Genomic DNA, 25,734 nt, shown 5'->3' with positions numbered 1-25,734 from the left:
TAACTCAGTGATAAACTCTGAGTTAGGGCTCTTTTGTTAAACAATGGTTAATATCTGAATAAGCCATTTGGAAAGCTTGTTTTATCGGTTACGGTGAAATTACTGTGAGTCAAATAGGTAACCTCTTTTTTTAAAGTTTCCGCTTGCTGAAGGTCACCAATATTTTCAATTAATTTGATAAAGTCATATAGATACTCCATGTAATGGTGCTCTCCCGTTACTAAATACTCTAGCAAGTTATTTAAATATTGGAGATTCATACGAAAATTATAATTTTTACCTTTTTTATCTTGTTTTTTTGCAATTGATAGATACTTCGCTGCACCTTCATAATCTCTTTCATGAATTCTAGAGGAAATAACATTTGTAAGCATATTATAAGCAAAATTCAAAGTTGTAGAATCTCTTAAATCTTCATCAGAAATTGGAATTGCTCTTGAAAGAACTAGGTCTTGTTGTTTGGTACTAAAAAATCTAATAGTATTTGATATAATTAGATAATCGAATTGTTGATAATAATCTTTTTTTAATAAGTAATTGACTATCTCTTGAATCTCTTTATCAGTAATAGGATCAATCTCACTCCAAAATTGAGAAAAGTAAACTTTGATAACAATATAATTTGAAAGTTCTTTTAAATTGTGTTGAAATTTTGCTAGTTTAAGATAGTAATCAACTAATTTTTGTTTCATAGATTGATTATCTAAATGTTCAGCACAATAGTAAAATAGTGCCTTAAATTTTTTTTGGTCTTCATCCAAAGAGATTCGTGCAAAAAATTCTTCAGGTGAGAGGGATAATTTTTTTAAAACTTCAGCTAAAGTATCAATTCTGATAATTTGTTTCCCGTGCTCGATACGGGAATAAGAGGAAGGATCTAAATGATTATCCAACATTTCTTTTTGTGTTAGATGTAATTTCTTTCTGAAAAATCTTAAAGTTTCGCCTATTTTCATATGATTCACTCCTAAAAATTGCACGTATGATAAGAAAATAAGTGTTTTTGTGTAAAAAACATATATTATAAAAAAAAAGCATTTATTTTAGTGTTTTATGCAAATTTATCTAATTGTTGTTTATTTAAGTCTTGTTGTTTGTTAAAATAATCTTATGAAAGATATTTTTATATAGAATAGCTTTTATAAATAATCATAGATTGGAGGGAGAAAAAATGACTTTAGGTGTTGCTGTTGTATTGTTTAGTTTATTTGCTTTCACTGTAGGAACTTAAATCTATAAGCATCTTCTAACATTTCAAAGCTTGGGGAAGTTTAGTGCTGTTAGAAGATGCATCGACAGTATTTTTAATAAAATACTATTTATGTAATTATAACATTGCTATAAATAAATTGGTAGTTATTTTTTACTATTATGGAAGATTAATTTACAAAATAGAGATAGGCAATCATGACTAAGAATTACGTTCATGTTTGTCTTTTTCTTTGAAGCAGTTTTCTAATTGTTGTATAGTAAATTTACAAGGAGGAGTGACTATGGGAGAAGCAAAATTAAAACATCCTTTTTTTGTTATTATTGGTCCAAGTGGTTCGGGTAAAACCAGAATAGCAGAAGCAGTTTTTCAGAAAGAGTACAAGGTGGTTTCTCATACAACACGTCCAATTAGAACTGGAGAGCAAGATGGTACGGATTATTATTTTGAAACAAAAGAGCGATTTGACTATTTGGTGAATACTAAGTCATTAGCTGAGTATGATACTTATCATGGCTATCATTATGGGGTAGGAATTGCGGAGTTAATGAACAAAACAAAGAATCATTCTGCTTATGATGTATTAACAATCAATGGTTTTCAGAAAATTCAAAATCAATTTGGAAGTATGGTTATTCCGATTTTTTTAGAAGTATCCAAAAAAAATGTTTTATCAAGGTTAAAAATTAGAGAAGTAAGCGAAGAAGTCATAAATGCACGTGGGGCACTTTATGATCAGGAATCTACAAATAAAAATACAGTGATGAACTATCCGCATCACTATATTATCGATGCAAACCAGCCATTCGAAGAAGTTGTTAAGGCTGTAAAGCAGGCAGTAACTGAAGTAATGCAACTTGATCTAGGATGAAATGCGCTATTCATCTAGCTTTTTTGTGCTTAATTATTTATATAAAGAATGTTCCCATGAAAAACTCACACCTTTTCTATTTTTTTTCATTTTAAGGTGCTATGATGAAGTCACGTTATGTGACATCGTGTCATGTTGTAGAGAGGGAGGAACAAAATGCCAAAAAGTACTTTTTTCCATTTATCAGAAGAAAAACAACGTAGATTGTTGGAGGCGGCTTCGATCGAATTTTCTAGAGTTGCACTGAAAGAAGCATCGATTGCTAATATTATAAAGCTAGCTGAGATACCCAGAGGCAGTTTTTATCAATATTTCGAAGATAAAGAAGATCTCTACTATTATTATTTTGATTTATTAAGTCAGGATAGAAAAAGTGAAATCACAAAATGTGTGCAAGAATCAGACGGAGATTTATTTGACGGAATGAGAAAATATTTCTCAAAAATAGTTTTAGAAGCATTAAGTGGGCCACATGCGGGCTTTTATAAACATTTTTATATGGATAGTGATTATCGCTCAATGGTGCGGATTTTGCCTGAATTGCAAACGATTAAAAAGAAGGGAGAAAAATCACAAAAAATGCGTCACGGGCATCAACTCTATACCTTGATTGATCGATCTAAACTAAAGATTGCGGATGAAAAAGAATTTAAAATGGTGATGCAAATACTGATAAATATTGTTTTTACTTCGATCATAGAGGGGTATCAAAAAGGAGATAATCCTCTTGAAAAGGATTTAACCGGGATTATAAACGATTTTAAAATCAAACTAAATTGGGTGAAAAACGGACTCTCTAAATAAGTTGTGTAGCATCTAAATAAAAAGATTAGAATAGGATGAAGAATCCATTTATATTCTAGTCTTATTTAGTCTCAGCAAGAAAAGTAAAAATGAAAATAGAGAACCTTAACAAGTTTCAATATTCACAAAATTACAAAAATGTAACTTGTATGATAGAGCCAATAATGGTTAAATGAAAGAGTAGGATAACTAAAGTTGTCGAATAAGATAACTTGATTAAAAGGAGATGAGGAGAAGGGTTATGAAAAAGAAAAAAATAATGATTATTGTTGGAATAGTTGCTGTGGTACTTATCGGTCTATTTATACTTCCTAATTTATTCGGTGGCAAACCATCTGCTAGTTCAGATCAGAAAGCGGTTACGGAGGATTTAGGCATCGAATACTTTGAAGTTCCAGATATTGAACAAGTCTACATCAATGGTGTAGTACAACCGGAACAGGCAGAAGCTTTTTCAAAAGATGCAAAAATGACAAGTACACCAGAAATCAAAGTAAATAATGGGGACGTTGTCGAACCAGAGACAATATTATTTACCTATGAAGACAAGGAAATCACAAAAGAAATCGAAGCGCAAAATAATACCCTAAGTAAACTAGCGACAAAAAAACAGAATATTTATAAGAAATGGAATCGAGCAATCGATACTTATAATAAAACAAAAGAAGAAGAGCGAACAACAAACGGAGCCGCGATTGATGAACAACATCAAGCTGAGGTTGATGGTGTTGATGAAGAAATTTTGTTTTCAAATGAAACGGTAGCTGACCTGTCTACCAAGCAATTTATCTCAACCAAAGCAAAATTTAAAGGACGCGTTTCTATCCCAGAAGTTAAGGATGAAAATGCTCCTGTTCTTCGTTTAACATCAGATGGTCTATACGTTGCTGGAAAAGTAAATGAAAAAGATTTAATGAAGATTGCTGTTGATCAAAAAGCAAATCTTTCAGTTGTTTCAAGTGGTACTACCGTGACTGGAAAAATTTCGTATATTGATGACAATCCGCCGGAAGTCAAAGCAGCTCAAGGTGAAAGCAGTAATGCTGAAGGATCGATGTCCAATTATAATGTAAAATTATCGCTTGATAGTTTAGAAGGAATAAAAAATGGCTATCATATGCAAGCGACGATCAATTTAGGAGATAGTAAACCAATCGAGGTCCCTAAAAAGGCAGTTCATGATCAAGATGGTAAAAAATATGTATTGGTCAATGACTTTGGTTCTGTAATTCGCCGTGATGTACAAATTGGTGAAGAAAAAGGAGAAAATACTGTTATAAATTCAGGATTAGAATCTGCAGATCGAATCATTGTTTCTTCTAAGAAAGAAGTCAAGGAAGGCGATTTAATTGGAGAAGGCACGGATGAATCGGGAGAAGCAGCGCCAGCAGCAAAAGAATAGGAGGAGCAGACATGATACAACAAGAGCAAAGCCCGCGACCTCTTATTCAGATGCAAGCAATCAATAAGTATTTTCCTGTTGGGAAAGAAAAATTGCAGGTTTTAAAATCATTGGATTTGACGATCAATGAAGGTGAATTTATTATGATCATGGGAAAATCTGGAAGTGGTAAAACCACCTTGATGAATATCATTGGATTTTTAGATCGAGTGTCTGATGGAAATTATCTTTTCAAAGGGGAAGATGTTTCAACTCTTTCAGAAAACAAGAAATCAGAATTCCGTAATGAATATTTGGGTTTTATTTTCCAACAGTTCTTTTTGATCAATTCACTGAATGTTAGTCAGAATGTGCAATTACCTTGTGTTTATGAAGGTAAAAAAAGCAATGATGAAAAGCGCAAGATTGCTGAAAAATATCTAGAGTTGGTTGGTTTAGGAGCAAAAACAAAAGCTAAAGTGAATGAATTATCTGGTGGACAACAACAACGTGTAGCGATTGCGCGTTCTTTAGTCAATGATCCACTTTTGATCATGGCTGATGAACCTACAGGAGCATTAGATAGTGAGACGGGAACAGAAATCATGGAGTTGTTGACTGAGCTGAATCGTCAAGGAAAGACGATTGTAATGGTTACTCATGATGCAGATATGAAGAAATATGCCACTCGAGTGATTCATATGAAAGATGGCCGCTTTCTTGAAGAAGAGGTGATTCGATGATTTCAAACTTATTGATTAGTACACTTTTAAGTTTACGTGCGCATAAATTACGAGTGTTTCTAACGATGATCGGTATTATCATTGGAATTGCTTCCGTTGTGACCATTTCTACTCTTGGTGAAGGGATGAAAAAACAAGTAATGTCGGCAACGAGTGCAATGAACACGGATGTCGTTAAGCTCCATTATACCATGCAAGATGAAAGTGCTTCGGGAATGATGAGCTTTGAAGAACCTGATTATAGTTTTTCAAGAGTTGATATGAAAAAAGTCAGAGATATCGATGGTATCGAAACGATTTATCCTCAATATGGCGATGGTGTGATGGGGGATAATTTAACGACTCAGTTGGATTATTTTGGTGCCAAGGCAAACTTGATGGTCACTTCAAACAGGGGCAACAACAAACTAAAATATGGTCGTGATTTCGATGATCGAGATATCAATAAAGATGTGATCATCTTAAATCATGATACGTTTGATATGAGTTTAAAAATGGATGATCCAAGTGAATTGATTGGTAAAGCAGTTGCAATCAATGGTTATATGTACAAAGTAATCGGTATTTTGGAACCATTTGATTATGATTCATTAGATAATACTGAGGCAATGTCTTTGGATTGGAATACTGTTTCAAGCAGTTTTGTTTCAAGAAGTTCTTATAATAAATTGGCTAGCTCAAAGTCAATTAGTGGAATCAATTTTAAATTAAAAGAAGGTACTGATAAACAAACTGTGATTGCTCAAGCGGTTACGATTTTAAGTGAAAATCATCCAGATGTTAAAGGTGTGTTCAAAGAAAATGATCTGGAACAAAAGAATCAAAAACAAATGGAAGACGCTATCGGAGGAATGACGATGTTTCTGATGGCTGTGACAGCAATTTCTCTATTAGTTGGAGGAATTGGTGTAATGAATATCATGTATGTCTCTGTAACGGAAAGGAAACGAGAAATCGGGATTCGTAGAGCAATTGGAGCAAAACCGCGAATGATTTTAATGCAATTTTTATTGGAAGCGGCATTTATTACGTTGTTAGGTGGATTGATCGGTGTGGGAATAGGTTACCTGCTTTCTACGCTCGTCGGTGGATTTGTAGATATCATACCTGTCATGACCCCAGCAATATTTGCGATTTCCACAGTAGTTTCGATTTTTACAGGCGTTATTTTTGGGATTATCCCTGCGATTAGTGCGTCAAGAATGGATCCAATCAAGGCCATTTATAATTAAGTAACTTAGTTAATAGCTAAAAAGAAAGATGTTTGAACAGCAGATTCAGCATCTTTTTTTATTTACAAATATTATTTAAACAATAATGTGGATATTATATTCATTTTATCCGATAATTGGTATAGAATAAGTGGTAATCAAGTGATTGTATTTTACTTCTTAATTGGTCTAGGTAAATAGAATTTACTTCTATTCAGTTTCATCTATAAGAGTGATGAACGAAAAAAGTACATTTGCTTGCTGAAATCAGTCGAGATGTTTAGAATAAATATAGGGAGACATTCGGAGGGGGAAGACGAATGGAAAAGTTTCAATTATCGGAAGATGTATATGTAAGAACGGTTGCGTTGCGTGTGAAAGATGTAGAAAAAATGGTTCGTTTCTACAAAAATGTGTTGGGGTTTATTTTGAAATTGGAAGAAAATAATTTGTCTATCTTTGGTTCACAAGAAAAGGATAGCAGATTGCTGATATTAGAGGAAGCAGATCTAGCTGAAGAGCAGTTAGTCTCTTTGAACAAAGCTGTTTGTTTATCATTACGAATTCCGACTAAGGAAGAATTTGGTAGTCTTTTGAGAAGAATTACAGCACATAATTATCCTATCGGTAAATCAGTACAGCAAGGAAATCGTAAAAGTGTCTTCTTAGAAGATCCCGAGGGGAATGAGCTGGAAATTAATTATCAAAAATCAGTTAACCAAGCTGTAGAGACAGCTGAATCACTAGATATTCAAACATTAATACAAGAAAGCAATGTATTATATTCAAGCCTTTCAGCAGACGTGGTATTTGATCGGATCAAACTGCATGTAGAAAACAAGTCAGAGCATTTAGCTTTTTATCAAGATGTTTTAGGAATGTTTTCTGAAGATGTTTCAATGGGGAAGCTGTCGATGAAAAATGGTAATTTTGAGATTTACTTGGCAGATTCTGTCACACAAAATGAGAATAAACTAGAGAGTGAAGAATGTTTGGGAGTAGATTTTTTCGTTTTAGGATTAGAAACTGAAACTGAAATGAAATTACTTAAGCAGCATTTAGAAAATAAGCAGCAAAAATTTTTTGTTGATAAAAAATTAACCATTTTAACCATTTATGATCCAAGTGACATTGAATGGTGGTTTGTACGAAACTAGTTGAGAAATAAGAATAAAAGCAATGAGGAAAATGAATGATGTATAAAGAAACAAGCAAAAAAATTAAGACTTTGATGAATGAGGGTGTTTTTCCTGGTGTTAGTTTTTCATTTATGACTGACACAGCATCCGAAGATCATACCTGGGGAAATGCTCGACTTATACCTACAGTCGAAGAGCTAAAGCCTTCGCTGCTTTTTGATGTTGCTTCTTTGACAAAAGTTATTTGTACAACAACAGTGGTCTTACAATTGCTGGAAGAGAAAATTATCGAAATTGATGCACCTTTCAAAAATTATTATCCAGTATTTGAAGATGAAAAAATAACGATTCGACATCTATTGACTCATACATCTGATATTCAAAGTTATATTGAAAATCGAGATGCTTTATCGAAAAGTGAATTGCAGCAGGCATATAATCTGGTTCGCTCAGGGGAATCTTTAGGAAAAAAAGTAGCATATACAGATACTGGGACGATTTTATTGGGATTTATGTTAGAAGAATTGCTAGAGAAAGACGTCATTGAAATTTTTAAGGAACGTGTTTTAGACACCTTGGATATGACAGATAGTTGCTTTTTACCATCAGATCCATCCAAAACCGTACCAACAGAAAACCATCCCGTAAGAGGTGTGATTCGCGGACAAACTCATGATCCAAAAGCGTTTGTTTTAGCTGAACATGCTGGCAATGCTGGTTTATTCACTAACTTAGCTGATCTTAAAAAATTCACCTCAATGTATTTGAATGAAGGCCTGTATCAGAAAACGAGAGTATTAAGAAAGCAGACAGTTTGTTTGTTGTTGGCGGATCAAACACCAGATAAGTGCGGACATCGTTCTTTAGGATGGGATTTGAAAGCTGATTTAACAGGAAGGCCGTTTTTATTTCATACTGGGTATACAGGAACTTTTTTGCTAATTGATCTAAAAGAAAAAGAAGCGTTTATTTTTCTATCTAATCGAGTTCATCCCGTAGATGAGAGAGCAACGTACATTGAAAAAAGAGATGAATTGATTGACATTTATTTGAAAGAAAAAAATAGCAAACAAAGATGAATCGCTTTCTTTTTAGTGGTATAATTGACGAGTATAAATGGAAGGGAGTCTCTAAACTATGCAGCAACCTTTATTTCTAAAACCAGTATTCCAAGAAAAAATTTGGGGTGGCGATCGTTTACACACTGTATTCGGTTTTGACTTACCAAGTAATAAAATCGGAGAAGACTGGGCGATCAGTGCGCATCCTCATGGTGTTAGCACTGTGGAGAATGGTGTCTTTTCTGGGCAAAAGCTCGACGAACTTTGGGCAAATCACCGTGAACTATTTGGTCATGCCAAGGGCGATGTTTTTCCTTTATTAACAAAAATTTTGGACGCGGAAGATGATTTATCTGTGCAAGTGCATCCAGATGATACTTATGGATTGGCTCATGAAGGCGAACTTGGAAAAACCGAGTGTTGGTATATTATTGATGCTGAACCAGGATCTACGATCATTTATGGACATAATGCCAAGAGCCGTGAAGAACTAGAAGCAATGATCAAAGATGCACGTTGGGATGATTTACTGAAAAAAGTTCCAGTTAAAAAAGGTGACTTTTTCTATGTGCCAAGTGGAACGATCCATGCAATCGGTAAAGGGATCATGATTTTAGAAACACAACAAAGTAGTGATACAACGTATCGTGTATATGACTACGATAGAAAAGATGATCAAGGCCAAACGAGAGAACTGCACATTCAACAATCTGTGGATGTTACGACAGTTCCAGCTAAAGAGGCACAATTATCGATCCAGCAACAAAACCAAGGGCAATCAAGTATTATTACCTACTTGAAAACACCTTTTTTCAATGTATATGAATGGCAAGTCAAAGGTGTATTGAATCTTAAAAAAAATGCGCCGTATACATTAGCAACAGTCATTGATGGTGTCGGTCAGTTGATCATTGAAGAGGTTGAGACGGTTAAAACTGAAAGCTATGAATTGAGTAAAGGAACAAGCTTTATTTTACCGAATGATATCACAAAATGGCGTGTCGAAGGAGACTTGACGATTATTGCTTCAGAGCCTGGTGTAGATGCCTAAAAATAAACAAGAAAAGTGTTAGGATTTTTTTCCTAACACTTTTTTGTTTATTTAACAGTCAATACCTCTTGTGGGACCTCAAAGGGTTCACTGTATTTTTTTTCTAAGGCAGTTTTGATCAAGCGAACGCCTAGGTTCTCATTACGAGCAAGAATCGGTCCGTGGAAATAAGAACCAAAAACATTCTTGTAGATTACACCTTCAGAACCGTCTTCACTATTATTGCCTTTTCCCTTGATTACATTCCCTAAAGGACGCTCACCTTTTCCGAGAAAAGTTCGGCCATTATGATTTTCAAAACCGTAATACGTTTCATTGAATTCTTCATTATGAATGACAATATCACCAATGTAGCGGTTATTATCTTGGCTTAACGTATAGTGATCCAAAGCACCGATTCCATGGATTTTTTCACCTTTAGCTCCCATATAATAGTGGCCTAACAATTGAAATCCACCACAAATTGCCAACATTACGCCATCATTTTCAATATATTCGGTCAGTTCTTCTTTTTTAGTTTGGATATCTTCAGAAATGATCAGTTGCTCAAAATCTTGACCACCACCAACGAAAACTAAATCATATTTATTCGGGTCAAAAGGTTCATAAATACTGATGATCTCAGAACGAAAGGTGACATTCATTTTTTCAGCAAGGTATTTTAACATTAGTAAATTACCATTGTCACCATAAGTATTTAGTAGATTTCCATATAAATGGCATACAACTAATTCTTTAGTCATTGTTTTTACCTCATTCGTATTTTATTTTTTCAGAAGATCATAAGACAAAAGTGTTTCACACCGATACACAACTATTTAATATAACCTTGAGCAGTTAGTTGTTTTCGTAACTGTAAAACTGCCGTGTACGTAGCTAAAATATAAACACGTTCTGTCGGCAATTTTTTGATTGCCGTGATTACATCCTCAAGATTAGGGATTTCTTTTAAATTATCTTCAGGAATTCCAGCAACTTTTAGTCGTAAAGCCATATCTGTATGGCGGTCACCACCAGCAATCACTTCGGGAATGTCCATTTGGGCAAACGACTCATGGTCACCGTCCCAGATCCAGCTAACATCGATACCGTCTGCATAATTCGCATTTAATAATGAGACAAGTGAGAAAGAATAAGGAGAAAGGCCCATCATATCGATCACTTGATTTAAACCAACTGGGTTTTTAACTAAAATCAACGTGCATAATTTACCATCAATATTGATGGTTTCTTGGCGACCAAATACTTTTTCATCATAGCTTAGTCCTGCTTTGATTTTTTCCGGCGCAACACCGTAATGCTCTGCAACAGCCGTAGCAGCCAAGGCATTGTAGACATTGTACATTCCCCCAACAGCAATGCTATATTCAGAACCATCAATGACAAAATCAGCAGAAGTATTATCCATTGCAACCATCTCGGTAAGTTGAACATCTAGTTCAGGACGATGAAAACCACAGTTTGGACAATAATATTTTCCAAGATTAGCATAAGTGATCATTTTATAATGTAAAATATGGTGACATTTTGGGCAAAGTAGTCCATCTGTATTGTAATGAGCCACTTGCTCTTTATCTGGCTCATGATTAAACCCATAGTATTTTCTCGGATTGATCGTTTCAACTGAGTTGAAGATCGGTGAATCACCGTTACATAGGATTGGAGCATTAGGAGCAGCCGCTGCACCATCTACAATCAATTTGTAAGTAGTGTAAATTTCACCGTAGCGATCCATTTGATCTCGAAAAATATTTGTAAATAAGAATAGTTTTGGTTCGATATATTTTGTAACACGACTTAAACTAGCCTCGTCGATTTCTAAAACGGCAAATTTCTTTTTTGCTTTTTTATTTTTGGCAGATAAGAACGTTGAAACGATTCCTTGTTCCATATTCGCACCTGTTGGATTCGTCAGTACGTGATCAAATTCTTGTCTTAAAATATTTACCGTTAAAGCAGTAGTCAATGTTTTTCCATTCGTACCAGTAACAACGACGATTTCATAATCTTTTGCCAAGGTATCCAAAATTTTTGGATCGATTTTTAGTGCTAGTTTTCCAGGATAGCTGCTGCCGCCTTTGAAAAAAGTTTGTAAAACCCATTGAGAAGTTTTTCCAGCGGCTATCGCTACATGACTTCTAATTCCCATAAAGTAGTGCCCTCCAATTTATATCAACAATCAAAAATTAAATTCAATAATAAACTCAATCTATAATACCACAATTAAAAAAAAAAATTAATTGCTTTTACTCTTTCTTACTATATTAGGGAAAATAAAAATTAGGCAGTTAGGTTCAAAAAGAACACAACTGCCTAATAATAAATCCCGAATAGTTACTTAGCATCGATATAGCTATATAATGTATATTTTGAAATATTGAAAAATCCAGCTACTTTGTCGCCTGATTTTGTTACTAAAAAGGCTCCTTTGCTATTTAAAAACTGGATGCATTTGATTTTATCATCTTTTGTCATCAATGGAACAGGTTTGCCAACTAATTTCACTGATTCATCAATCAAATCATCTAAAAGTTCGTTGATATCTTGAGGAATATAATCAGGTTCTTTCTCATCCTCTTGTTCATCGATGGAAACAAGTGATTTTAACGTTGATTCGGCCGCAATCAAAGCGGTGATGTCATAATTGATGGCAAAAATTCCATCTAAGCTACCAGATTTATCTTTGAAATAAACGGTGCTTGATTTTAAAATACGACCATCATGTGTTCGCGTCAAATAATTGACGTGATCGATCAAATCAGCTGGATCTTTTTTTAATGCCTCTAAAACAACTTGAGAGGGTCCATCCCCAAGCTGACGCGAAGAAACATGGCCATTTTCAATAGAGACGATGGTATTGTTAACATTGTTTTCATTGATTTTATGAATAACGATTTCACAATTTTCACCAAACTGACCAGCCAAAGCTTTAGCAACTTGAGTCAGAAAATTTAATTTTTCATCGGAAAGCATAATTTCACTCCTTTCTATCTTACAGAGTTTATTTTTAAGTAAATTGAATGATACTTTAGGTTTGATTTCGCTTGTCTTACAATTTTAAGAAAATAATAGATATATATATAGACATTTTTAGAGAAAAATGGTTATCTATAATTCGCTTCGTGTGTAATAATATCATGCAGTAAATCATAATACAAGACAATGGGCGTTTTGCACTAAAAAATATTTTTTAGGCAGCATTGTTTTTTTTTTTAGGTATGGTGGTATAATTTAATCGAGTTAGAGGAAATAGTTCATCATGAGTATGATTGCAAGCGCTTTTTTAGTGTGAGATTAGAATATATAAATTGTTATTCAGATAACCATTCATTCGTGAATGTTTGAACTATACTTTATGAAAGCGATTTCTATTTTCGGCAAAAAAATAAAAGAAATATAGGAGGGCAATGATGTTATTAATAGGAAATGGACGACTGATCACAAGAGACAAGGAAGGGACATTTTTTGAGAACGGTTGTGTGGCAATTGAGGGTCAGAAAATCAAAGCAGCAGGAGCAACAACGGATTTACGCAAAGAGTTTCCCAAAGCTGAATTTATTGATGCCAAAGGCGGCGTGATTATGCCAGGATTTATCAATATGCACAATCATATCTATAGTACATTCGCGAGAGGATTAAGTATCAATAACTATCATCCTAAAAATTTTATGGATATTTTAGAGGGACAATGGTGGCGTATCGATCGAACATTGAATTTAGAAGACTCTTATCATAGCGCTAAAATTGCCTACTTGGACAGTATTAAAAATGGAGTGACGACAGTTTTCGATCATCACGCTAGTTATGGTGCGATTGAAGGTAGTTTGACCCAGCTTTCTAATGCAGCAGATGAACTGGGGGTTCGTACTTGTTTATGTTATGAAGTATCCGATCGAGATGGTGAAGCGAAAATGAAAGCAGCAGTTAAAGAAAATGCTGACTTTATCAAGATAAGCGGTGAACGCAGTGATGATATGCAAAAAGCGATGATGGGAATACATGCAGCCTTTACGTTATCCGACAAATCGTTAGAACATTGCGCTGCTTATACGCCAGAAGGGGTTGGTTATCATATCCATATTGCAGAAGACATCGCTGATGTATATGATTCACTTGCAAAATATGGAAAGCCAATCGTAAATCGTTTATATGACTTGGGTATTTTAGGGAAGCAAACAATGGCAGGCCACTGTATTCATATCAATCCCCATGAAATGGAACTATTACGAGATACTAATACAATGGTTGTAACAAATCCAGAATCTAATATGGGAAATGCTGTAGGCTGTCCGCCAGCAATGCGGATGCTTAATGAGTATGGCATTTTAATGGGACTGGGAACAGATGGTTACACGAATGATCTTACAGAATCATACAAGGTGGGAAATATCATTCACAAACATCATTTAGCAGATCCAAATGCTGCTTGGGCAGAAATCCCGCAGATGTTATTCAATAATAATCCACAAATGGCAAATCGTTATTTTGAAAAAAAACTTGGCGTTTTAGAAGCAGATGCAGCAGCAGATGTGATTGTGTTGGATTATAAAGGACCAACACCAATGACAAAAGACAATTATAATTCTCATATTCTATTTGGCATGAATGGTGGCGCTGTTACCGATACAATTATCAATGGTGAGATTCGTATGAAAAATAGAGAAGTACAAGGCGTTGATGAAGAAAAAATCTGGCATGATGCTCAAGTACAAGCACAATCGCTTTGGACAAGAATCAATAGCTAGTATTACTAGCTTAGAAAAATAAAAAGGAGTGACAAACATGAGTGACATCATGCACCCGATTTCGATCGATGGGTTATTGAACTGGATCTTAAACGAATATAAAAATGAATCAACAATTTTTGGTGTAAGAAAGTTTTATAAAGCTGATTCCAGTAAGACAATGCCTTTATTTGGTGAAAAAATGGAGACACCTTGTGGCCCTGCTGCAGGACCACATACCCAGTTATCTCAAAATATTATTGCCTCTTATTTGACCGGTTCACGTTTTTTTGAAGTTAAAACAGTTCAAATTATTGATGGAGAAGATTTACCTGTAAGTAAGCCGTGTATTACAGCAGCTGATGAGTGCTACAACGTAGAATGGTCAACTGAATTGCGTGTTCCCCAAGCTTATGACGAATATGTCAAAGGGTGGTTTGTTTTAAAACTACTTAGTAAAGAACTTGGTTTAGGAGACCCAGATGGATTTATTTTCAATATGAGTGTTGGGTATGATTTAGCTGGTATTCAGTCGCCAAAAGTTGATAAATATATTACAGATATGCAAGATGCTGAAAATACACCGATTTGGCAAGAATGTAAAGCAGCTGCCTATAAATACTTACCACAATTCAACTTTATCGACAAAGAATTTATCGAAGGAATCAGTCCAAATGTGTGCCGTTCAATCACACTTTCTACACTACATGGCTGTCCATCAGACGAAATCGAGCGAATCACAACTTATTTATTAGAAGAAAAAGGGTTAAATTCATTTATTAAGTGTAATCCAACTATGCTTGGTTATGAGTACACACGTCAAACAATGGATGAACTAGGTTTTGATTATATGGTTTTTGATGATCATCATTTTGTAGCAGATTTACAATTTGAAGATGCGGTTCCGATGCTAAAACGACTACAGACTTTAGCAGACAAGAAAGGGTTAAACTTTGGCGTGAAAATCACGAATACTTTTCCTGTTGGGATTGCTGAAGATGAATTACCTGGGGATGAAATGTATATGTCAGGACGTTCATTATTCCCATTGAGTATTTCCTTAGCTAAAAAATTGTCGGATGCATTCGATGGAAAACTGCAAATTTCTTATTCTGGCGGTGCAGATATTTTCAATATTAAAGATATTTTTGATGCGGGGATTTGGCCGATTACGATGGCTACAACATTATTGAAACCAGGTGGCTATCAACGCATGAACCAAGTAGCGAATCTGTTAAGTGAATCAGATTATCCAACACAAGTACGTGTTGATCTAGATAAACTGATAGCAATCGTTGAAAAAGCAAAAACACAAGGTCGCTACAAAAAATCAATCAAATTATCTGAAAGTCCTAAACTACGTACAACCGTTCCATTAACTAATTGTTATACAGCTCCTTGTCGTAGTGACGGAGGTTGTCCAATCGATCAAGATATTCCAGCTTATCTTCGTTACGTTAGCGAAGGCAACTATTTGGAGGCCTTAAAAGTGATCGTGGATAAAAATCCGTTGCCTTTCATAACGGGAACAATTTGTGCGCATCCTTGTATGACAAAATGTACCCGTCAGTTCTATGAAGGATCGATCAAAATTCGTGAGGCAAAACTGGAAGCGGCTGAACATGCTTATGACGAATTAATGGCGACGATGGAAAAACCAGTTCGAAAAGAAAATGCGCCTAAAACAGCGGTTGTAGGTGGTGGACCAGCTGGAATCTCTGCTGGATTCTTACTTGCTCGTGAAGGAATGCCAGTCACTGTATTTGAAAAAGCAGATACGATCGGCGGAGTTTGTAGTCAAATCGTACCAGAATTTAGAATTTCAATGAAATCTGTTCAAAACGATGTTGAAATGGCTAAATTTATGGGAGCGGAATTTAAGACTGGAAAAGCTGCACCGAGTATTGAAGCATTACGTGAACAAGGCTATACCAATGTTATTTATGCAATCGGTGCATGGAAACATGGGAAGTTAAGATTAGAAGCAGGTGAAACGCTAAACTCGCTAGAATTCTTAAAAGCCAATCGCGAAAATCCTCAAGTCAATCCATATGGTGAACAAATCGTAGTGGTTGGCGGTGGAAATACTGCAATGGATTGTGCTAGAGCTGCAACTACTTTACCGGGAGTGAAGAAGGTTTCTGTTGTTTACCGTCGAGACAAACGTAACATGCCAGCTGATGAGGAAGAGTTGTACTTCGCGTTAGAAGATGGTGTGGAATTCTTAGAGCTATTGTCACCAATTAAATTGGACAATGGGTTATTAACTTGTGAAAAAATGCGCTTAGGTGAACGTGACGGCTCTGGTCGTCGTAAACCTGTTGGAACAGGCGAATATACGGAAGTTCCAGCTGATACAGTTGTAGCTGCTGTTGGTGAAAAAGTTGATACAGACTTTTATCAATCAATTGGGATTACAACTGATCAATATGGGAAAGTCGTGTCAAATCAAGCAACGTTAGAAACAAATTTAAAAGATGTTTATGTGATTGGAGATGCTAATCTAGGACCGGCAACAATTGTGGAAGCCATTGCTGACGCAACGAAAGCTGCAGGAAATATTTGTCAAATCCATAATCATCATTATGAACAAACAAATCTAAACGATGATTCTGCAGCTGTGCGTAATAAACGAGGCCTACTAGAAACAAATGAAGCTTTGTGCGGCCAAGCAAGCAATTGTTTAGAATGTTCAACGATCTGCGAATCTTGTATGGATGTTTGTCCAAATAGAGCCAATATTGTTGTAACAGTCAAAGGGCAACCACAAATTGTTCATGTTGATCGTATGTGTAATGAATGCGGCAACTGTGAAACGTTTTGTCCTTATGCAAGTGCACCATACAAAGATAAATTTACGCTATTCAATACGGAAGCTGATTTTCAAAATAGTACGAATTCAGGTTTTTACGTTATTGACCCAAGAGAAAAAATTTGTCTGGTTCGTTTATGGAGCAATACATCAACCGTCCATTTAACAGCACAAGGAGTTGATATTCCAGCAGATATCATCGAATTGATGGATACGATGATCGAAGAATATGAATACTGTATGCAAATGTAAAAAGACATGAGTTGCGCAAAAACAACTTCTGAAAAATGGAGGTTAAAAAATGTCTATTCTTTTAAAGGGCGGAATCGTAGTTTCCGCTAATGGTCGCCGTCAATTAGATGTAAGAATCGATGGTGAAAAAATTGTTGAAATGGGTACTCATTTAAAAACAGAAAATTCTACAGTCGAAGACGTGACAGAATGTTTTTTACTGCCGGGATTTATCGACGCCCATACTCATTTAGAATTAAACAATGGGAAAGGCTCAATGGGGACTGCAGATAATTTTTATACGGGAAGCAAGGCAGCTGTTGCTAAAGGAACCACTGCAGTGATTGATATGGCGACACCAAGTAAAGGCAGTTCATTAAAAGACTGCCTAGCTGCTTGGGATCAGTTGGCACAGGGGAATAGTTCTTGTGATTATACCTATCATATGTCGATCATTGAGTGGAATCCCGCTATCAAGGCAGAAGTTAAAGCAATGATTGATGTTGGGATTACTTCATTTAAAATGTATATGGCCTATGACAATTTAAGGACAACAGATGCTGAAATATTTGAAGCAATGAATGAGATTCATAAGTACCAAGGAATGCTAGGTATTCATTGTGAAAATGGTGATATGGTCAATGAAATGATTGCTCAATTTGTAGCGGAAGGGAAATTATCACCTCATTATCACCCTTTAACAAGACCTGATTCAGTTGAAGCAGAAGCTGTAGAACGATACTTAATGATTGCAGATTTAGCTGGTTTACCCGTTAATATTGTTCATTTAAGCACAAAACGATCTTTAGAAGCTATAAAACGAGCGAGAGCACGAAATCAAAAAGTCTTTGTGGAAACATGTCCGCAATATTTAGTATTGGACGAACATTTATATGATGGTCCTGACTTTGAAGGAGCGAAGTATGTCTGTTCACCACCGTTACGTAGTATTGGTGATCAGCAGGCTTTATGGGATGGTGTGATCGATGGTCAAGTCAATACGATTTCAACGGATCATTGCAGTTTTAATTTTGAGGGACAAAAGACGATTGGCAAAGAAGATTTTAGTAAAATTCCTAACGGGATGCCGGGTGTCGAAACTCGTCCTGAGTTGATCTATACCTATGGCGTAACGACTGGAAAAATCAGTTTAGAGCGGATGGTTGGTCTGATTTCAGAAGACATTGCCAAACAGTTTGCCTTATATCCACAAAAAGGCATTATCCAAGCTGGCAGCGATGCAGATATCGTCATTTGGGATCCCAAAACTACAGGCGTCATTTCAGCAAAAACTCAGCTACAAAATGTAGATTACACTCCTTATGACGGGATGCAAACAAAAGGCAGCGCGCGAGCCGTTTATCTAAGAGGGCAAAAAGTGGCTGAAAATGGTCAAGTGATCGCAGAAAAACAAGGAAAATTTATTTTCCGGAACATCACCAAAAATGACTAAGGGAATCAATCAACTTGTGTTGATTTAAATAAATAGATGGAGGGGAAAACTTTTTGGAAAAAATAAAATGGACGGCAAATGAAATGCCCAAAACAGATGATCAGTATTTATCACTGATGTCAAAGGAAGCAATCGAAAAAGCCTTAGCTTTTCATCGTAGTTTCCCTCAATACAATCAGACGCCATTGGCTGAATTAAAACAGATGGCTCAACATTTAGGATTAAAGGATTTTTTTGTTAAGGATGAATCCTATCGTTTTGGATTAAATGCCTTCAAAGTGCTCGGCGGCTCGTTCGCTATGGTAAACTATATTGCAGAAAAACTGGGGAAAGACGTAGCAGATTTGACGTATGATGTTTTAACGTCCAATAAACTAAGGGAAGAATTTGGGCAAGCAACTTTCTTCACTGCGACTGATGGAAATCATGGACGCGGCGTTGCTTGGGCGGCAAATAAATTGGCACAGAAATCAGTTGTTTTGATGCCTAAAGGCTCAACGCAAACCCGAAAAGAAAATATTGAAAAAGAAGGCGCTAAGGTGACCATTGAAGAAGTCAATTACGACGAATGTGTGCGGATGGCTAACAAGATGGCAGAAGAAACTGAAAACGGTATCATGGTACAAGATACTGCTTGGGATGGTTATGAAAAAATTCCAACTTGGATCATGCAAGGATATGGCACGATGGCATTAGAAGCTTCTAAGCAATTAGCAGAAGCTGGAAACAAGCGGCCAACACATGTGTTTGTACAAGCGGGTGTGGGTAGTTTAGCCGGAGCAGTTGTTGGCTATTTTGCTAATCTTTATCCTGATAATCCACCTAAAATGATCGTAGTCGAAGCGCAAGTAGCAGATTGTTTATATAAATCAGCAATCGAAAAAGACGGCAAGATTCATTTTGTTGAGGGCGATTTGCAAACCATCATGGCAGGACTTGCTTGTGGTGAACCAAATACGATTTCATTCGATATTTTAGAAAATCATACATCAGTCTTTGTTTCAGCGCCTGACTGGGTTTCAGAAAAAGGTATGAGAATGCTTGGAGCGCCATTAAAAGGTGATCCTCAAGTTATTTCAGGAGAATCAGGTGCTGTCGCAATGGGCTTAGTAGCAACCGCGATGCAAGATCCCGAATATAAAGAATTACGTGATACGTTAGAACTAGACGAAAATTCAAGGGTTCTAATGTTCTCAACAGAAGGCGACACAGATCCAGATAACTATAAAAAAATCTTATGGAGGTAATATAAATGGATTTCAATGAAATTAACAAAGCAGCAGAAGGTTACAGAAAGGACATGATCAAGTTTTTACGTGATTTAGTTAAAATTCCAGGAGAAAGTGCTGAAGAAGGCGCTAAAATGGATCGTGCGAAAGCCGAAATGACAAATTTAGGTTTTGATAAAATCGAAGTAGATCCTCAAGGTAATTTACTAGGTTATATGGGAACAGGGAAAAAATTGATCGCATTTGACGGTCATATGGATACTGTTGGTATCGGTGAAATGAGTAACTGGAAATTTAATCCATATGATGGGTATGAAACAGATACTGAAATTGGCGGACGTGGTACTTCTGACCAAGAAGGCGGAATTGTTTCAGCTATTTATGGTGCCAAAATTATGAAAGATTTGGGACTATTAACCGAAAAATATACAGCATTAGTAACAGTTACTGTTCAAGAAGAAGATTGTGATGGGTTATGCTGGCAATACATCATCAAAGAAGACGGCATCCGTCCTGAATTCGTTGTGTCAACTGAACCAACAGATGGCGGAATTTATCGTGGTCAACGTGGCCGGATGGAAATCAAAGTAGAAGTCAAAGGTGTTTCATGTCACGGATCAGCTCCAGAACGTGGCGATAATGCGATTTACAAAATGGCCGACATTTTACAAGATGTTCGTGCCTTAAACAATAATGGGGATACCGAAAGTACTGTTATTAGAGGCTTAGTACGTATGCTTGATGAAAAATACAATCCTGAATGGAAAGAAGCACGTTTCTTAGGCAAAGGAACTGTTACAGCTTCACAAATCTTCCATTCATCACCAAGTCGTTGTGCGGTAGCGGATGGTTGTACAGTGTCATTAGACCGCCGAATGACAGCTGGCGAAACTTGGGAAAGCTGTTTAGAAGAAATCCGTCAATTACCTGCTGTTAAAAAATATGGCGAAGATGTAGTTGTTTCAATGTATGATTATGATCGTCCTTCATACACTGGATTGACTTATCCAATCGAATGTTATTTCCCAACTTGGGTAATTCCAGAAGAACATGGCGTAACAAAAGCCTTGATGGAAACACACAGAAATCTTTATGGTGAAGAACGTAAGGGATCAAAAGAAACGATCGACATGCGTAAAGCTCGTCCGTTGTTAGACAAATGGACATTCTCAACAAACGGAGTATCGATCATGGGTCGCAACGGCATTCCTTGTATTGGCTTTGGACCAGGTGCTGAAGCACAAGCACATGCACCAAATGAAAAAACTTGGAAAGATGATTTAGTTCGCTGTGCAGCTGTTTATGCCGCATTACCAACTGTCTATTGCGAAAATAACTAATCATTATTTTGACTAGTTATAGTGAATGATCAAAGGGAAAACGAACCGCGATGCGAATGAGTAAAGGTCATTTGTATCGTAGGTATCGTATTAATAAACTTTAAGGGAGAAATGACATGGAAACTTTTAACGATTATATTGCAAAATTGGACAAATTAGAATTTGATAAAATGTATGAAAACGACTTTTTCTTAACATGGGAAAAAACCCGTGATGAATTAGAAGCTGTTTTTACAGTAGCTGATACTTTACGTTATTTACGTGAAAATAATATTTCAACAAAAATCTTCGATAGCGGTTTAGGTATTTCATTATTCCGTGATAATTCAACAAGAACTCGTTTTAGTTTTGCTTCAGCTTGTAACCTTTTAGGGCTAGAAGTTCAAGATTTAGATGAAGGAAAAAGCCAAATTTCTCACGGAGAAACGGTTCGTGAAACAGCGAACATGATTTCATTTATGGCTGATATTATCGGGATTCGTGATGATATGTATATCGGTAAAGGAAATACGTATATGCGTGAGGTTTCTGAATCCGTACAAGAAGGGCACAAAGATGGCGTATTAGAACAACGTCCAACATTAGTCAACTTGCAATGCGATATCGATCATCCAACTCAAGCGATGGCAGATGCTTTGCATTTGATCCATGAATTCGGCGGTGTCGAAAACTTGAAAGGTAAAAAAATTGCGATGACTTGGGCTTATTCACCTTCATATGGTAAACCATTATCTGTTCCTCAAGGAATCGTAGGTTTGATGACACGTCTTGGTATGGATGTTGTTTTAGCTCATCCAGAAGGCTATGAAATCATGCCAGAAGTTGAAGAAGTTGCGAAGAAAAATGCAGCGGAAGCTGGCGGTTCATTTACTAAAACAAACAGTATGGCAGAAGCATTTAAAGATGCCGATGTTGTGTATCCTAAGAGCTGGGCTCCCTTTGCTGCTATGGAAAAACGGACACAATTATATGGTGAAGGCGATCAAGCTGGTATCGATAAATTAGAAAAAGAACTACTTGCTCAAAACACCAATCATAAAGATTGGGAATGTACAGAAGAACTAATGAAGACAACAAAAGATGGTAAAGCATTATACATGCACTGCTTACCTGCCGATATCACTGGTGTCAGCTGTGAGGAAGGTGAAGTTGAGGCTTCTGTCTTTGATCGTTATCGTGTGGAACTGTACAAAGAAGCAAGCTACAAACCATATATAATTGCGGCTATGATTTTCTTAAGCAAAGTAAAAAGCCCGCAAGCAACATTAAAAGAACTTGAGAAAAAAGCAACTCCAAGAGAAGTCAAATAACGCTTTATTGAACTAGGCATGAAGTGAGATGCTTTCTTTATTGATGATGATAGTCGTAAGTATAATAATTTGTTCTCTTTTCAAAAAAAAATGAACTGATTTTAAGACCTTTCCAAGTCCATTTATGAATACTATCAGTTAAGGATAAAACTGTCTTAAAACGAATCTGCTGTCCACAGATTCTGACAACTTCATGCAAAATTCAGTTTTTACTTAACAATCATTGATGTGATTTATTAAGAGAAAGCATCTTACTTTTAAAATAATCAATTAAACGAATCATTATAAAACAGAACACGAGGTGAATGGCTGAATGGTAAAAAGAGTTGTGGTTGCACTTGGCGGAAACGCATTAGGTGATAACTTAACAGAACAAATGACGGCAGTACAAGAAACATCTAAAGCCATTGCAGATTTGATCGAGGCAGGATACGAAGTGATTTTGTCTCATGGTAATGGTCCTCAAGTTGGGATGATCCAGTTAGCGATGGAAGAACTTTCATTAAGTGATCCAAGCAAATATCCGACGATTCCACTATCCGTTTGTGTGGCGATGAGCCAAAGCTATATCGGCTATGATTTGCAAAATGCTTTACGGGAAGAATTATTGAGCCGTAACTTAGAGCAACCGGTTGGAACTGTGATCACACAAGTAGCTGTCGATCCGAAAGATCCAGCATTTGCTCATCCTGCTAAACCGATTGGTCGCTTTATGTCAAAAGAAGAAGCAGATACGCTTGTGAAAGAAAAACAAGTGACAGTCGTTGAAGATTCAGGGCGAGGCTATCGTCAAGTTGTGGCATCACCAAAACCAAAAGAAATCGTTGAAATCAAAACGATTACGTCTCTGATTGATTCAGGTCAAACCGTGATTGCTTGTGGTGGTGGTGGTATTCCAGTTGTGAAGTCCGGCAATCATTTAAGTGGAGCTGCAGCTGTAATCGATAAAGATTTCTGTAGCGAACTATTAGCTGAAATGGTGGATGCTGATCTACTGATCATTTTGACAGCCGTAGAAAAAGTCTGTATCGATTTTGGAAAACCAACGCAAAAGGAATTGAGTCAAGTATCTACAAGCGAAATGAAAAAACATGCAGCAGACGGACAGTTTGCACCAGGTTCAATGTTGCCAAAAGTGGAAGCGGCAATTCAATTTGCTGAATCAAAACCGGGTCGTAAAACATTGATTACCTTATTAGAAAAAGCCAAAGACGGAATTGTTGGGAAAACAGGCACGATCATTGAGCAATAAATGAAGCAAAATACGTAGGAGAAGGAGTGAGTTGATGACAAACAAAATGGTAAATTCAACAAATGCACCGGCAGCTGTAGGACCTTATTCCCACTCAGTTTTAGCGGGCCAGACACAGTATATCTCTGGCCAATTGGGATTAGATCCTGTTAGTGGTGAAATGAAGGAAACTGTTGAGCAACAAGCAGAACAAGCATTAATCAATTTAGGTGCCATCTTAAAAGAAACAGATATGACTTATGATAATGTTGTAAAAACAACTGTATTTCTAAAAAACATGTCAGATTTTGAAAAAATCAATGACATTTATGGTAAATATTTCTCGAAGACACTTCCCGCTCGTTCTTGTGTAGAAGTATGTGAATTACCAAAGAATGGACTTTTTGAAGTTGAAGCAATTGCAGTTAAAAATTAATTTCTGAGAAGTTTCTGATTCAAGAAAAAGGGTTGCGGATTTCAATACTCGGATAAGTGCAGTCCTTTTTAAAATAAAAAGTAAAGAAGGAAACTTGCCTATGAGTGAAAAAGAAGAAAAGGCATTGTTTGATTATGATGCCAAGTTATCAATCAAAGAAGCTGTTCCAATGGGCTTACAGCACGTAGTAGCAGCAGTAGTTGGGATCGTCACACCTGGAATTATGATTGCTAAAGTCTGCAATCTAAGTTCTGGAGATACGACGATCATGATTCAAACGTCACTGATTTTCTCTGCCGTAGCAACTCTGATTCAGCTTTTTCCGATTTTTGGAAAAGTCGGCTCTAGGTTACCTGTTATGATGGGTGCGAGTTTTGCTTATGTACCGATTTTAATGGCCATTGGCGGAGACTTTGGGATTGCCGCAATTTTTGGTGCTCAGCTGGTTGGCAGTATTTTAGTTATTTTAGTTGGACTCTCTATCAAAAAAATCCGAATATTGTTTCCGCCGCTCGTTACTGGTACGGTCATCTTAAGTATTGGATTATCGCTATTTCCTGTCGCAATCAAATACATGGCTGGGGGAGCTGGCAGCCCAGATTTTGGCTCAGCTCAAAATTGGCTAGTGGCATTACTAACTTTTGCAGTGGTTTTTTATTTTAACTATTTTTCAAAAGGGTTTCTTAAGCTATCCTCTATTCTAAATGGGATGATTATCGGGTATGTTGTTTCATTGATTTTAGGAATGGTCAATTTTGCTCCAGTCAAGGAAGCTTCTGTTTTTCAAATGATCACACCGCTATACTTTGGTTTAGATTTTCAAATCGTACCGATTTTAACTTTAGTAGTAATGTTTATCGTTGATGCAGTTCAAGCAATCGGGCAGTTCACTGCCACAACAGTTGGAGCAATGGATCGGGAACCAACGGATCAGGAGCTTTCTGGCGGGATTATAGGAAGCGGTTTCTCCAATTTTATTGGCAGCTTCTTTGGTTCTGTACCCGTTGCAACATTTGGTCAAAACGTAGGATTAGTTACGGTGACTAGAGTAATTAATAAATATGTAATGGTTTTTGCCTCTGTTATTCTACTGGTGGCAGGCTTTGTTCCAAAAGTCGCATCGATTTTGACGACAATTCCTTATGCTGTGATTGGTGGTGCAACGGTATCTGTGTTTGCGTCAATTTCAATGACTGGCGTTCGGATGATCGCAACGCAAGAATTAACTCCTAGAAATACGGGGGTTGTGGGAATTGCGTTAGCTTTTGGTATCGGAGTAACGTTATCAGTTGGTTGTTTAAGTGGATTTCCACCTTGGGTAACGACTATTTTTGGTAACTCAGAAGTTATTTTGACAACGATCGTTGCAGTTGTTTTAAATGTTTTACTTAAAGAGGAGAAGCAACTAGCGATCGAATAACTATGAAGATTTTCTCCTTAAAAAAGATGCAAAAGATAAATGAATAAGCTGATTTGTCTTTTGCATTGTTTTTATGA

General features: G+C 36.4%; 21 protein-coding genes. 17 read left to right on the top strand and 4 right to left on the bottom strand.

What is annotated here, in order from left to right:
* Window positions 1-47 precede the first annotated feature (47 nt).
* Complete coding sequence (locus tag A5866_RS05005; protein WP_086444192.1) at window positions 48-956, bottom strand: helix-turn-helix domain-containing protein; 909 nt, start codon at window positions 954-956, stop codon at window positions 48-50.
* Window positions 957-1,493: 537 nt separating this feature from the next.
* Here A5866_RS05005 and A5866_RS05000 point away from each other — a divergent pair.
* The 8 genes from A5866_RS05000 to manA all read left to right on the top strand — a co-directional run bounded on the left by A5866_RS05000 (window position 1,494) and on the right by manA (window position 9,471).
* Window positions 1,494-2,081 (top strand): guanylate kinase, encoded by a 588-nt coding sequence (locus A5866_RS05000; protein WP_086444193.1) that lies wholly within the window; start codon window positions 1,494-1,496, stop codon window positions 2,079-2,081.
* 156 nt (window positions 2,082-2,237) lie between these two features.
* Window positions 2,238-2,885, top strand: a complete 648-nt coding sequence (locus A5866_RS04995) for a TetR/AcrR family transcriptional regulator (protein WP_086444194.1) — start codon at window positions 2,238-2,240, stop codon at window positions 2,883-2,885.
* A gap of 241 nt (window positions 2,886-3,126) precedes the next feature.
* Window positions 3,127-4,287, top strand: coding sequence for an efflux RND transporter periplasmic adaptor subunit (locus A5866_RS04990; protein ID WP_086444195.1), 1,161 nt, complete (start codon window positions 3,127-3,129; stop codon window positions 4,285-4,287).
* Between the two features lie 11 nt (window positions 4,288-4,298).
* Window positions 4,299-5,009: an ABC transporter ATP-binding protein gene (locus A5866_RS04985; protein WP_086444196.1), complete on the top strand. Its 711-nt coding sequence runs from the start codon at window positions 4,299-4,301 to the stop codon at window positions 5,007-5,009.
* Window positions 5,006-6,241 (top strand): ABC transporter permease, encoded by a 1,236-nt coding sequence (locus A5866_RS04980; protein ID WP_086444197.1) that lies wholly within the window; start codon window positions 5,006-5,008, stop codon window positions 6,239-6,241. The genes A5866_RS04985 and A5866_RS04980 overlap by 4 nt, the downstream gene beginning before the upstream one ends.
* Window positions 6,242-6,540: 299 nt before the next feature.
* Entirely contained in the window at window positions 6,541-7,377 is an 837-nt protein-coding gene (locus A5866_RS04975) for a VOC family protein (RefSeq protein WP_086445577.1), read from the top strand.
* Window positions 7,378-7,415: 38 nt separating this feature from the next.
* Window positions 7,416-8,438, top strand: a complete 1,023-nt coding sequence (locus tag A5866_RS04970; RefSeq protein WP_140335174.1) for a serine hydrolase domain-containing protein — start codon at window positions 7,416-7,418, stop codon at window positions 8,436-8,438.
* A gap of 58 nt (window positions 8,439-8,496) precedes the next feature.
* Window positions 8,497-9,471: a mannose-6-phosphate isomerase, class I gene (manA, locus tag A5866_RS04965; protein WP_086445576.1), complete on the top strand. Its 975-nt coding sequence runs from the start codon at window positions 8,497-8,499 to the stop codon at window positions 9,469-9,471.
* Window positions 9,472-9,518: 47 nt separating this feature from the next.
* Here the strand turns inward: manA and A5866_RS04960 are convergent, their stop codons facing one another.
* The 3 genes from A5866_RS04960 to A5866_RS04950 all read right to left on the bottom strand — a co-directional run bounded on the left by A5866_RS04960 (window position 9,519) and on the right by A5866_RS04950 (window position 12,444).
* On the bottom strand, window positions 9,519-10,214 hold the full coding sequence (locus A5866_RS04960) for a type 1 glutamine amidotransferase (protein WP_086279051.1): 696 nt from the start codon (window positions 10,212-10,214) through the stop codon (window positions 9,519-9,521).
* Window positions 10,215-10,285: 71 nt separating this feature from the next.
* A complete protein-coding gene (locus tag A5866_RS04955) occupies window positions 10,286-11,620 on the bottom strand; it encodes a Mur ligase family protein (protein ID WP_086445575.1) in 1,335 nt (444 codons plus the stop codon).
* 185 nt (window positions 11,621-11,805) lie between these two features.
* Window positions 11,806-12,444, bottom strand: a complete 639-nt coding sequence (locus tag A5866_RS04950) for a helix-turn-helix transcriptional regulator (RefSeq protein WP_086279053.1) — start codon at window positions 12,442-12,444, stop codon at window positions 11,806-11,808.
* A gap of 437 nt (window positions 12,445-12,881) precedes the next feature.
* Between A5866_RS04950 and ssnA the strand changes: the two genes are divergently transcribed.
* The 9 genes from ssnA to A5866_RS04905 all read left to right on the top strand — a co-directional run bounded on the left by ssnA (window position 12,882) and on the right by A5866_RS04905 (window position 25,657).
* Window positions 12,882-14,216, top strand: a complete 1,335-nt coding sequence (gene ssnA / locus A5866_RS04945) for a putative aminohydrolase SsnA (RefSeq protein WP_086444198.1) — start codon at window positions 12,882-12,884, stop codon at window positions 14,214-14,216.
* Between the two features lie 37 nt (window positions 14,217-14,253).
* A complete protein-coding gene (gene ygfK / locus A5866_RS04940) occupies window positions 14,254-17,259 on the top strand; it encodes a putative selenate reductase subunit YgfK (protein ID WP_086444199.1) in 3,006 nt (1,001 codons plus the stop codon).
* A gap of 49 nt (window positions 17,260-17,308) precedes the next feature.
* Window positions 17,309-18,691 carry a dihydropyrimidinase gene (gene hydA, locus A5866_RS04935; protein WP_086444200.1) on the top strand — a complete coding sequence of 461 codons (1,383 nt, stop codon included), beginning with the start codon at window positions 17,309-17,311 and terminating at the stop codon, window positions 18,689-18,691.
* Window positions 18,692-18,744: 53 nt separating this feature from the next.
* Window positions 18,745-19,938 (top strand): diaminopropionate ammonia-lyase, encoded by a 1,194-nt coding sequence (dpaL, locus tag A5866_RS04930; RefSeq protein WP_086444201.1) that lies wholly within the window; start codon window positions 18,745-18,747, stop codon window positions 19,936-19,938.
* A 5-nt stretch (window positions 19,939-19,943) separates the two neighbouring features.
* Window positions 19,944-21,260, top strand: coding sequence for a YgeY family selenium metabolism-linked hydrolase (locus A5866_RS04925; protein ID WP_086279058.1), 1,317 nt, complete (start codon window positions 19,944-19,946; stop codon window positions 21,258-21,260).
* A gap of 116 nt (window positions 21,261-21,376) precedes the next feature.
* On the top strand, window positions 21,377-22,570 hold the full coding sequence (ygeW, locus tag A5866_RS04920; protein ID WP_086444202.1) for a knotted carbamoyltransferase YgeW: 1,194 nt from the start codon (window positions 21,377-21,379) through the stop codon (window positions 22,568-22,570).
* 313 nt (window positions 22,571-22,883) lie between these two features.
* Entirely contained in the window at window positions 22,884-23,822 is a 939-nt protein-coding gene (gene arcC, locus A5866_RS04915) for a carbamate kinase (protein WP_086444203.1), read from the top strand.
* A 34-nt stretch (window positions 23,823-23,856) separates the two neighbouring features.
* Window positions 23,857-24,237 (top strand): Rid family detoxifying hydrolase, encoded by a 381-nt coding sequence (locus A5866_RS04910; protein WP_086444204.1) that lies wholly within the window; start codon window positions 23,857-23,859, stop codon window positions 24,235-24,237.
* A 100-nt stretch (window positions 24,238-24,337) separates the two neighbouring features.
* Window positions 24,338-25,657 carry a nucleobase:cation symporter-2 family protein gene (locus A5866_RS04905; RefSeq protein ID WP_086444205.1) on the top strand — a complete coding sequence of 440 codons (1,320 nt, stop codon included), beginning with the start codon at window positions 24,338-24,340 and terminating at the stop codon, window positions 25,655-25,657.
* The last annotated feature ends 77 nt before the right edge of the window (window positions 25,658-25,734 follow it).

Origin of the sequence: Enterococcus sp. 12C11_DIV0727 (assembly GCF_002148425.2) — a bacterium.
In the GTDB taxonomy this organism is placed as follows: domain Bacteria; phylum Bacillota; class Bacilli; order Lactobacillales; family Enterococcaceae; genus Enterococcus_L; species Enterococcus_L lemimoniae.
Note: the sequence above shows the minus strand (reverse complement) of the source record. Positions and strands in the feature narration are given on the sequence as shown.

Bases quoted from the DNA above. Each gene is read 5' to 3' on its own strand.
- A5866_RS04960 (WP_086279051.1), bottom strand. From the start codon at position 10,214: ATGACTAAAGAATTAGTTGTATGCCATTTATATGGAAATCTACTAAAT.
- A5866_RS04975 (WP_086445577.1), top strand. From the start codon at position 6,541: ATGGAAAAGTTTCAATTATCGGAAGATGTATATGTAAGAACGGTTGCG.
- A5866_RS04950 (WP_086279053.1), bottom strand. From the start codon at position 12,444: ATGCTTTCCGATGAAAAATTAAATTTTCTGACTCAAGTTGCTAAAGCT.
- A5866_RS04995 (WP_086444194.1), top strand. From the start codon at position 2,238: ATGCCAAAAAGTACTTTTTTCCATTTATCAGAAGAAAAACAACGTAGA.
- A5866_RS04925 (WP_086279058.1), top strand. From the start codon at position 19,944: ATGGATTTCAATGAAATTAACAAAGCAGCAGAAGGTTACAGAAAGGAC.
- A5866_RS05005 (WP_086444192.1), bottom strand. From the start codon at position 956: ATGAAAATAGGCGAAACTTTAAGATTTTTCAGAAAGAAATTACATCTA.
- A5866_RS04990 (WP_086444195.1), top strand. From the start codon at position 3,127: ATGAAAAAGAAAAAAATAATGATTATTGTTGGAATAGTTGCTGTGGTA.
- ssnA (WP_086444198.1), top strand. From the start codon at position 12,882: ATGTTATTAATAGGAAATGGACGACTGATCACAAGAGACAAGGAAGGG.
- manA (WP_086445576.1), top strand. From the start codon at position 8,497: ATGCAGCAACCTTTATTTCTAAAACCAGTATTCCAAGAAAAAATTTGG.
- ygfK (WP_086444199.1), top strand. From the start codon at position 14,254: ATGAGTGACATCATGCACCCGATTTCGATCGATGGGTTATTGAACTGG.
- A5866_RS04970 (WP_140335174.1), top strand. From the start codon at position 7,416: ATGTATAAAGAAACAAGCAAAAAAATTAAGACTTTGATGAATGAGGGT.
- A5866_RS04955 (WP_086445575.1), bottom strand. From the start codon at position 11,620: ATGGGAATTAGAAGTCATGTAGCGATAGCCGCTGGAAAAACTTCTCAA.
- hydA (WP_086444200.1), top strand. From the start codon at position 17,309: ATGTCTATTCTTTTAAAGGGCGGAATCGTAGTTTCCGCTAATGGTCGC.
- A5866_RS04985 (WP_086444196.1), top strand. From the start codon at position 4,299: ATGATACAACAAGAGCAAAGCCCGCGACCTCTTATTCAGATGCAAGCA.
- A5866_RS04905 (WP_086444205.1), top strand. From the start codon at position 24,338: ATGAGTGAAAAAGAAGAAAAGGCATTGTTTGATTATGATGCCAAGTTA.
- A5866_RS04910 (WP_086444204.1), top strand. From the start codon at position 23,857: ATGACAAACAAAATGGTAAATTCAACAAATGCACCGGCAGCTGTAGGA.
- A5866_RS04980 (WP_086444197.1), top strand. From the start codon at position 5,006: ATGATTTCAAACTTATTGATTAGTACACTTTTAAGTTTACGTGCGCAT.
- arcC (WP_086444203.1), top strand. From the start codon at position 22,884: ATGGTAAAAAGAGTTGTGGTTGCACTTGGCGGAAACGCATTAGGTGAT.
- ygeW (WP_086444202.1), top strand. From the start codon at position 21,377: ATGGAAACTTTTAACGATTATATTGCAAAATTGGACAAATTAGAATTT.
- A5866_RS05000 (WP_086444193.1), top strand. From the start codon at position 1,494: ATGGGAGAAGCAAAATTAAAACATCCTTTTTTTGTTATTATTGGTCCA.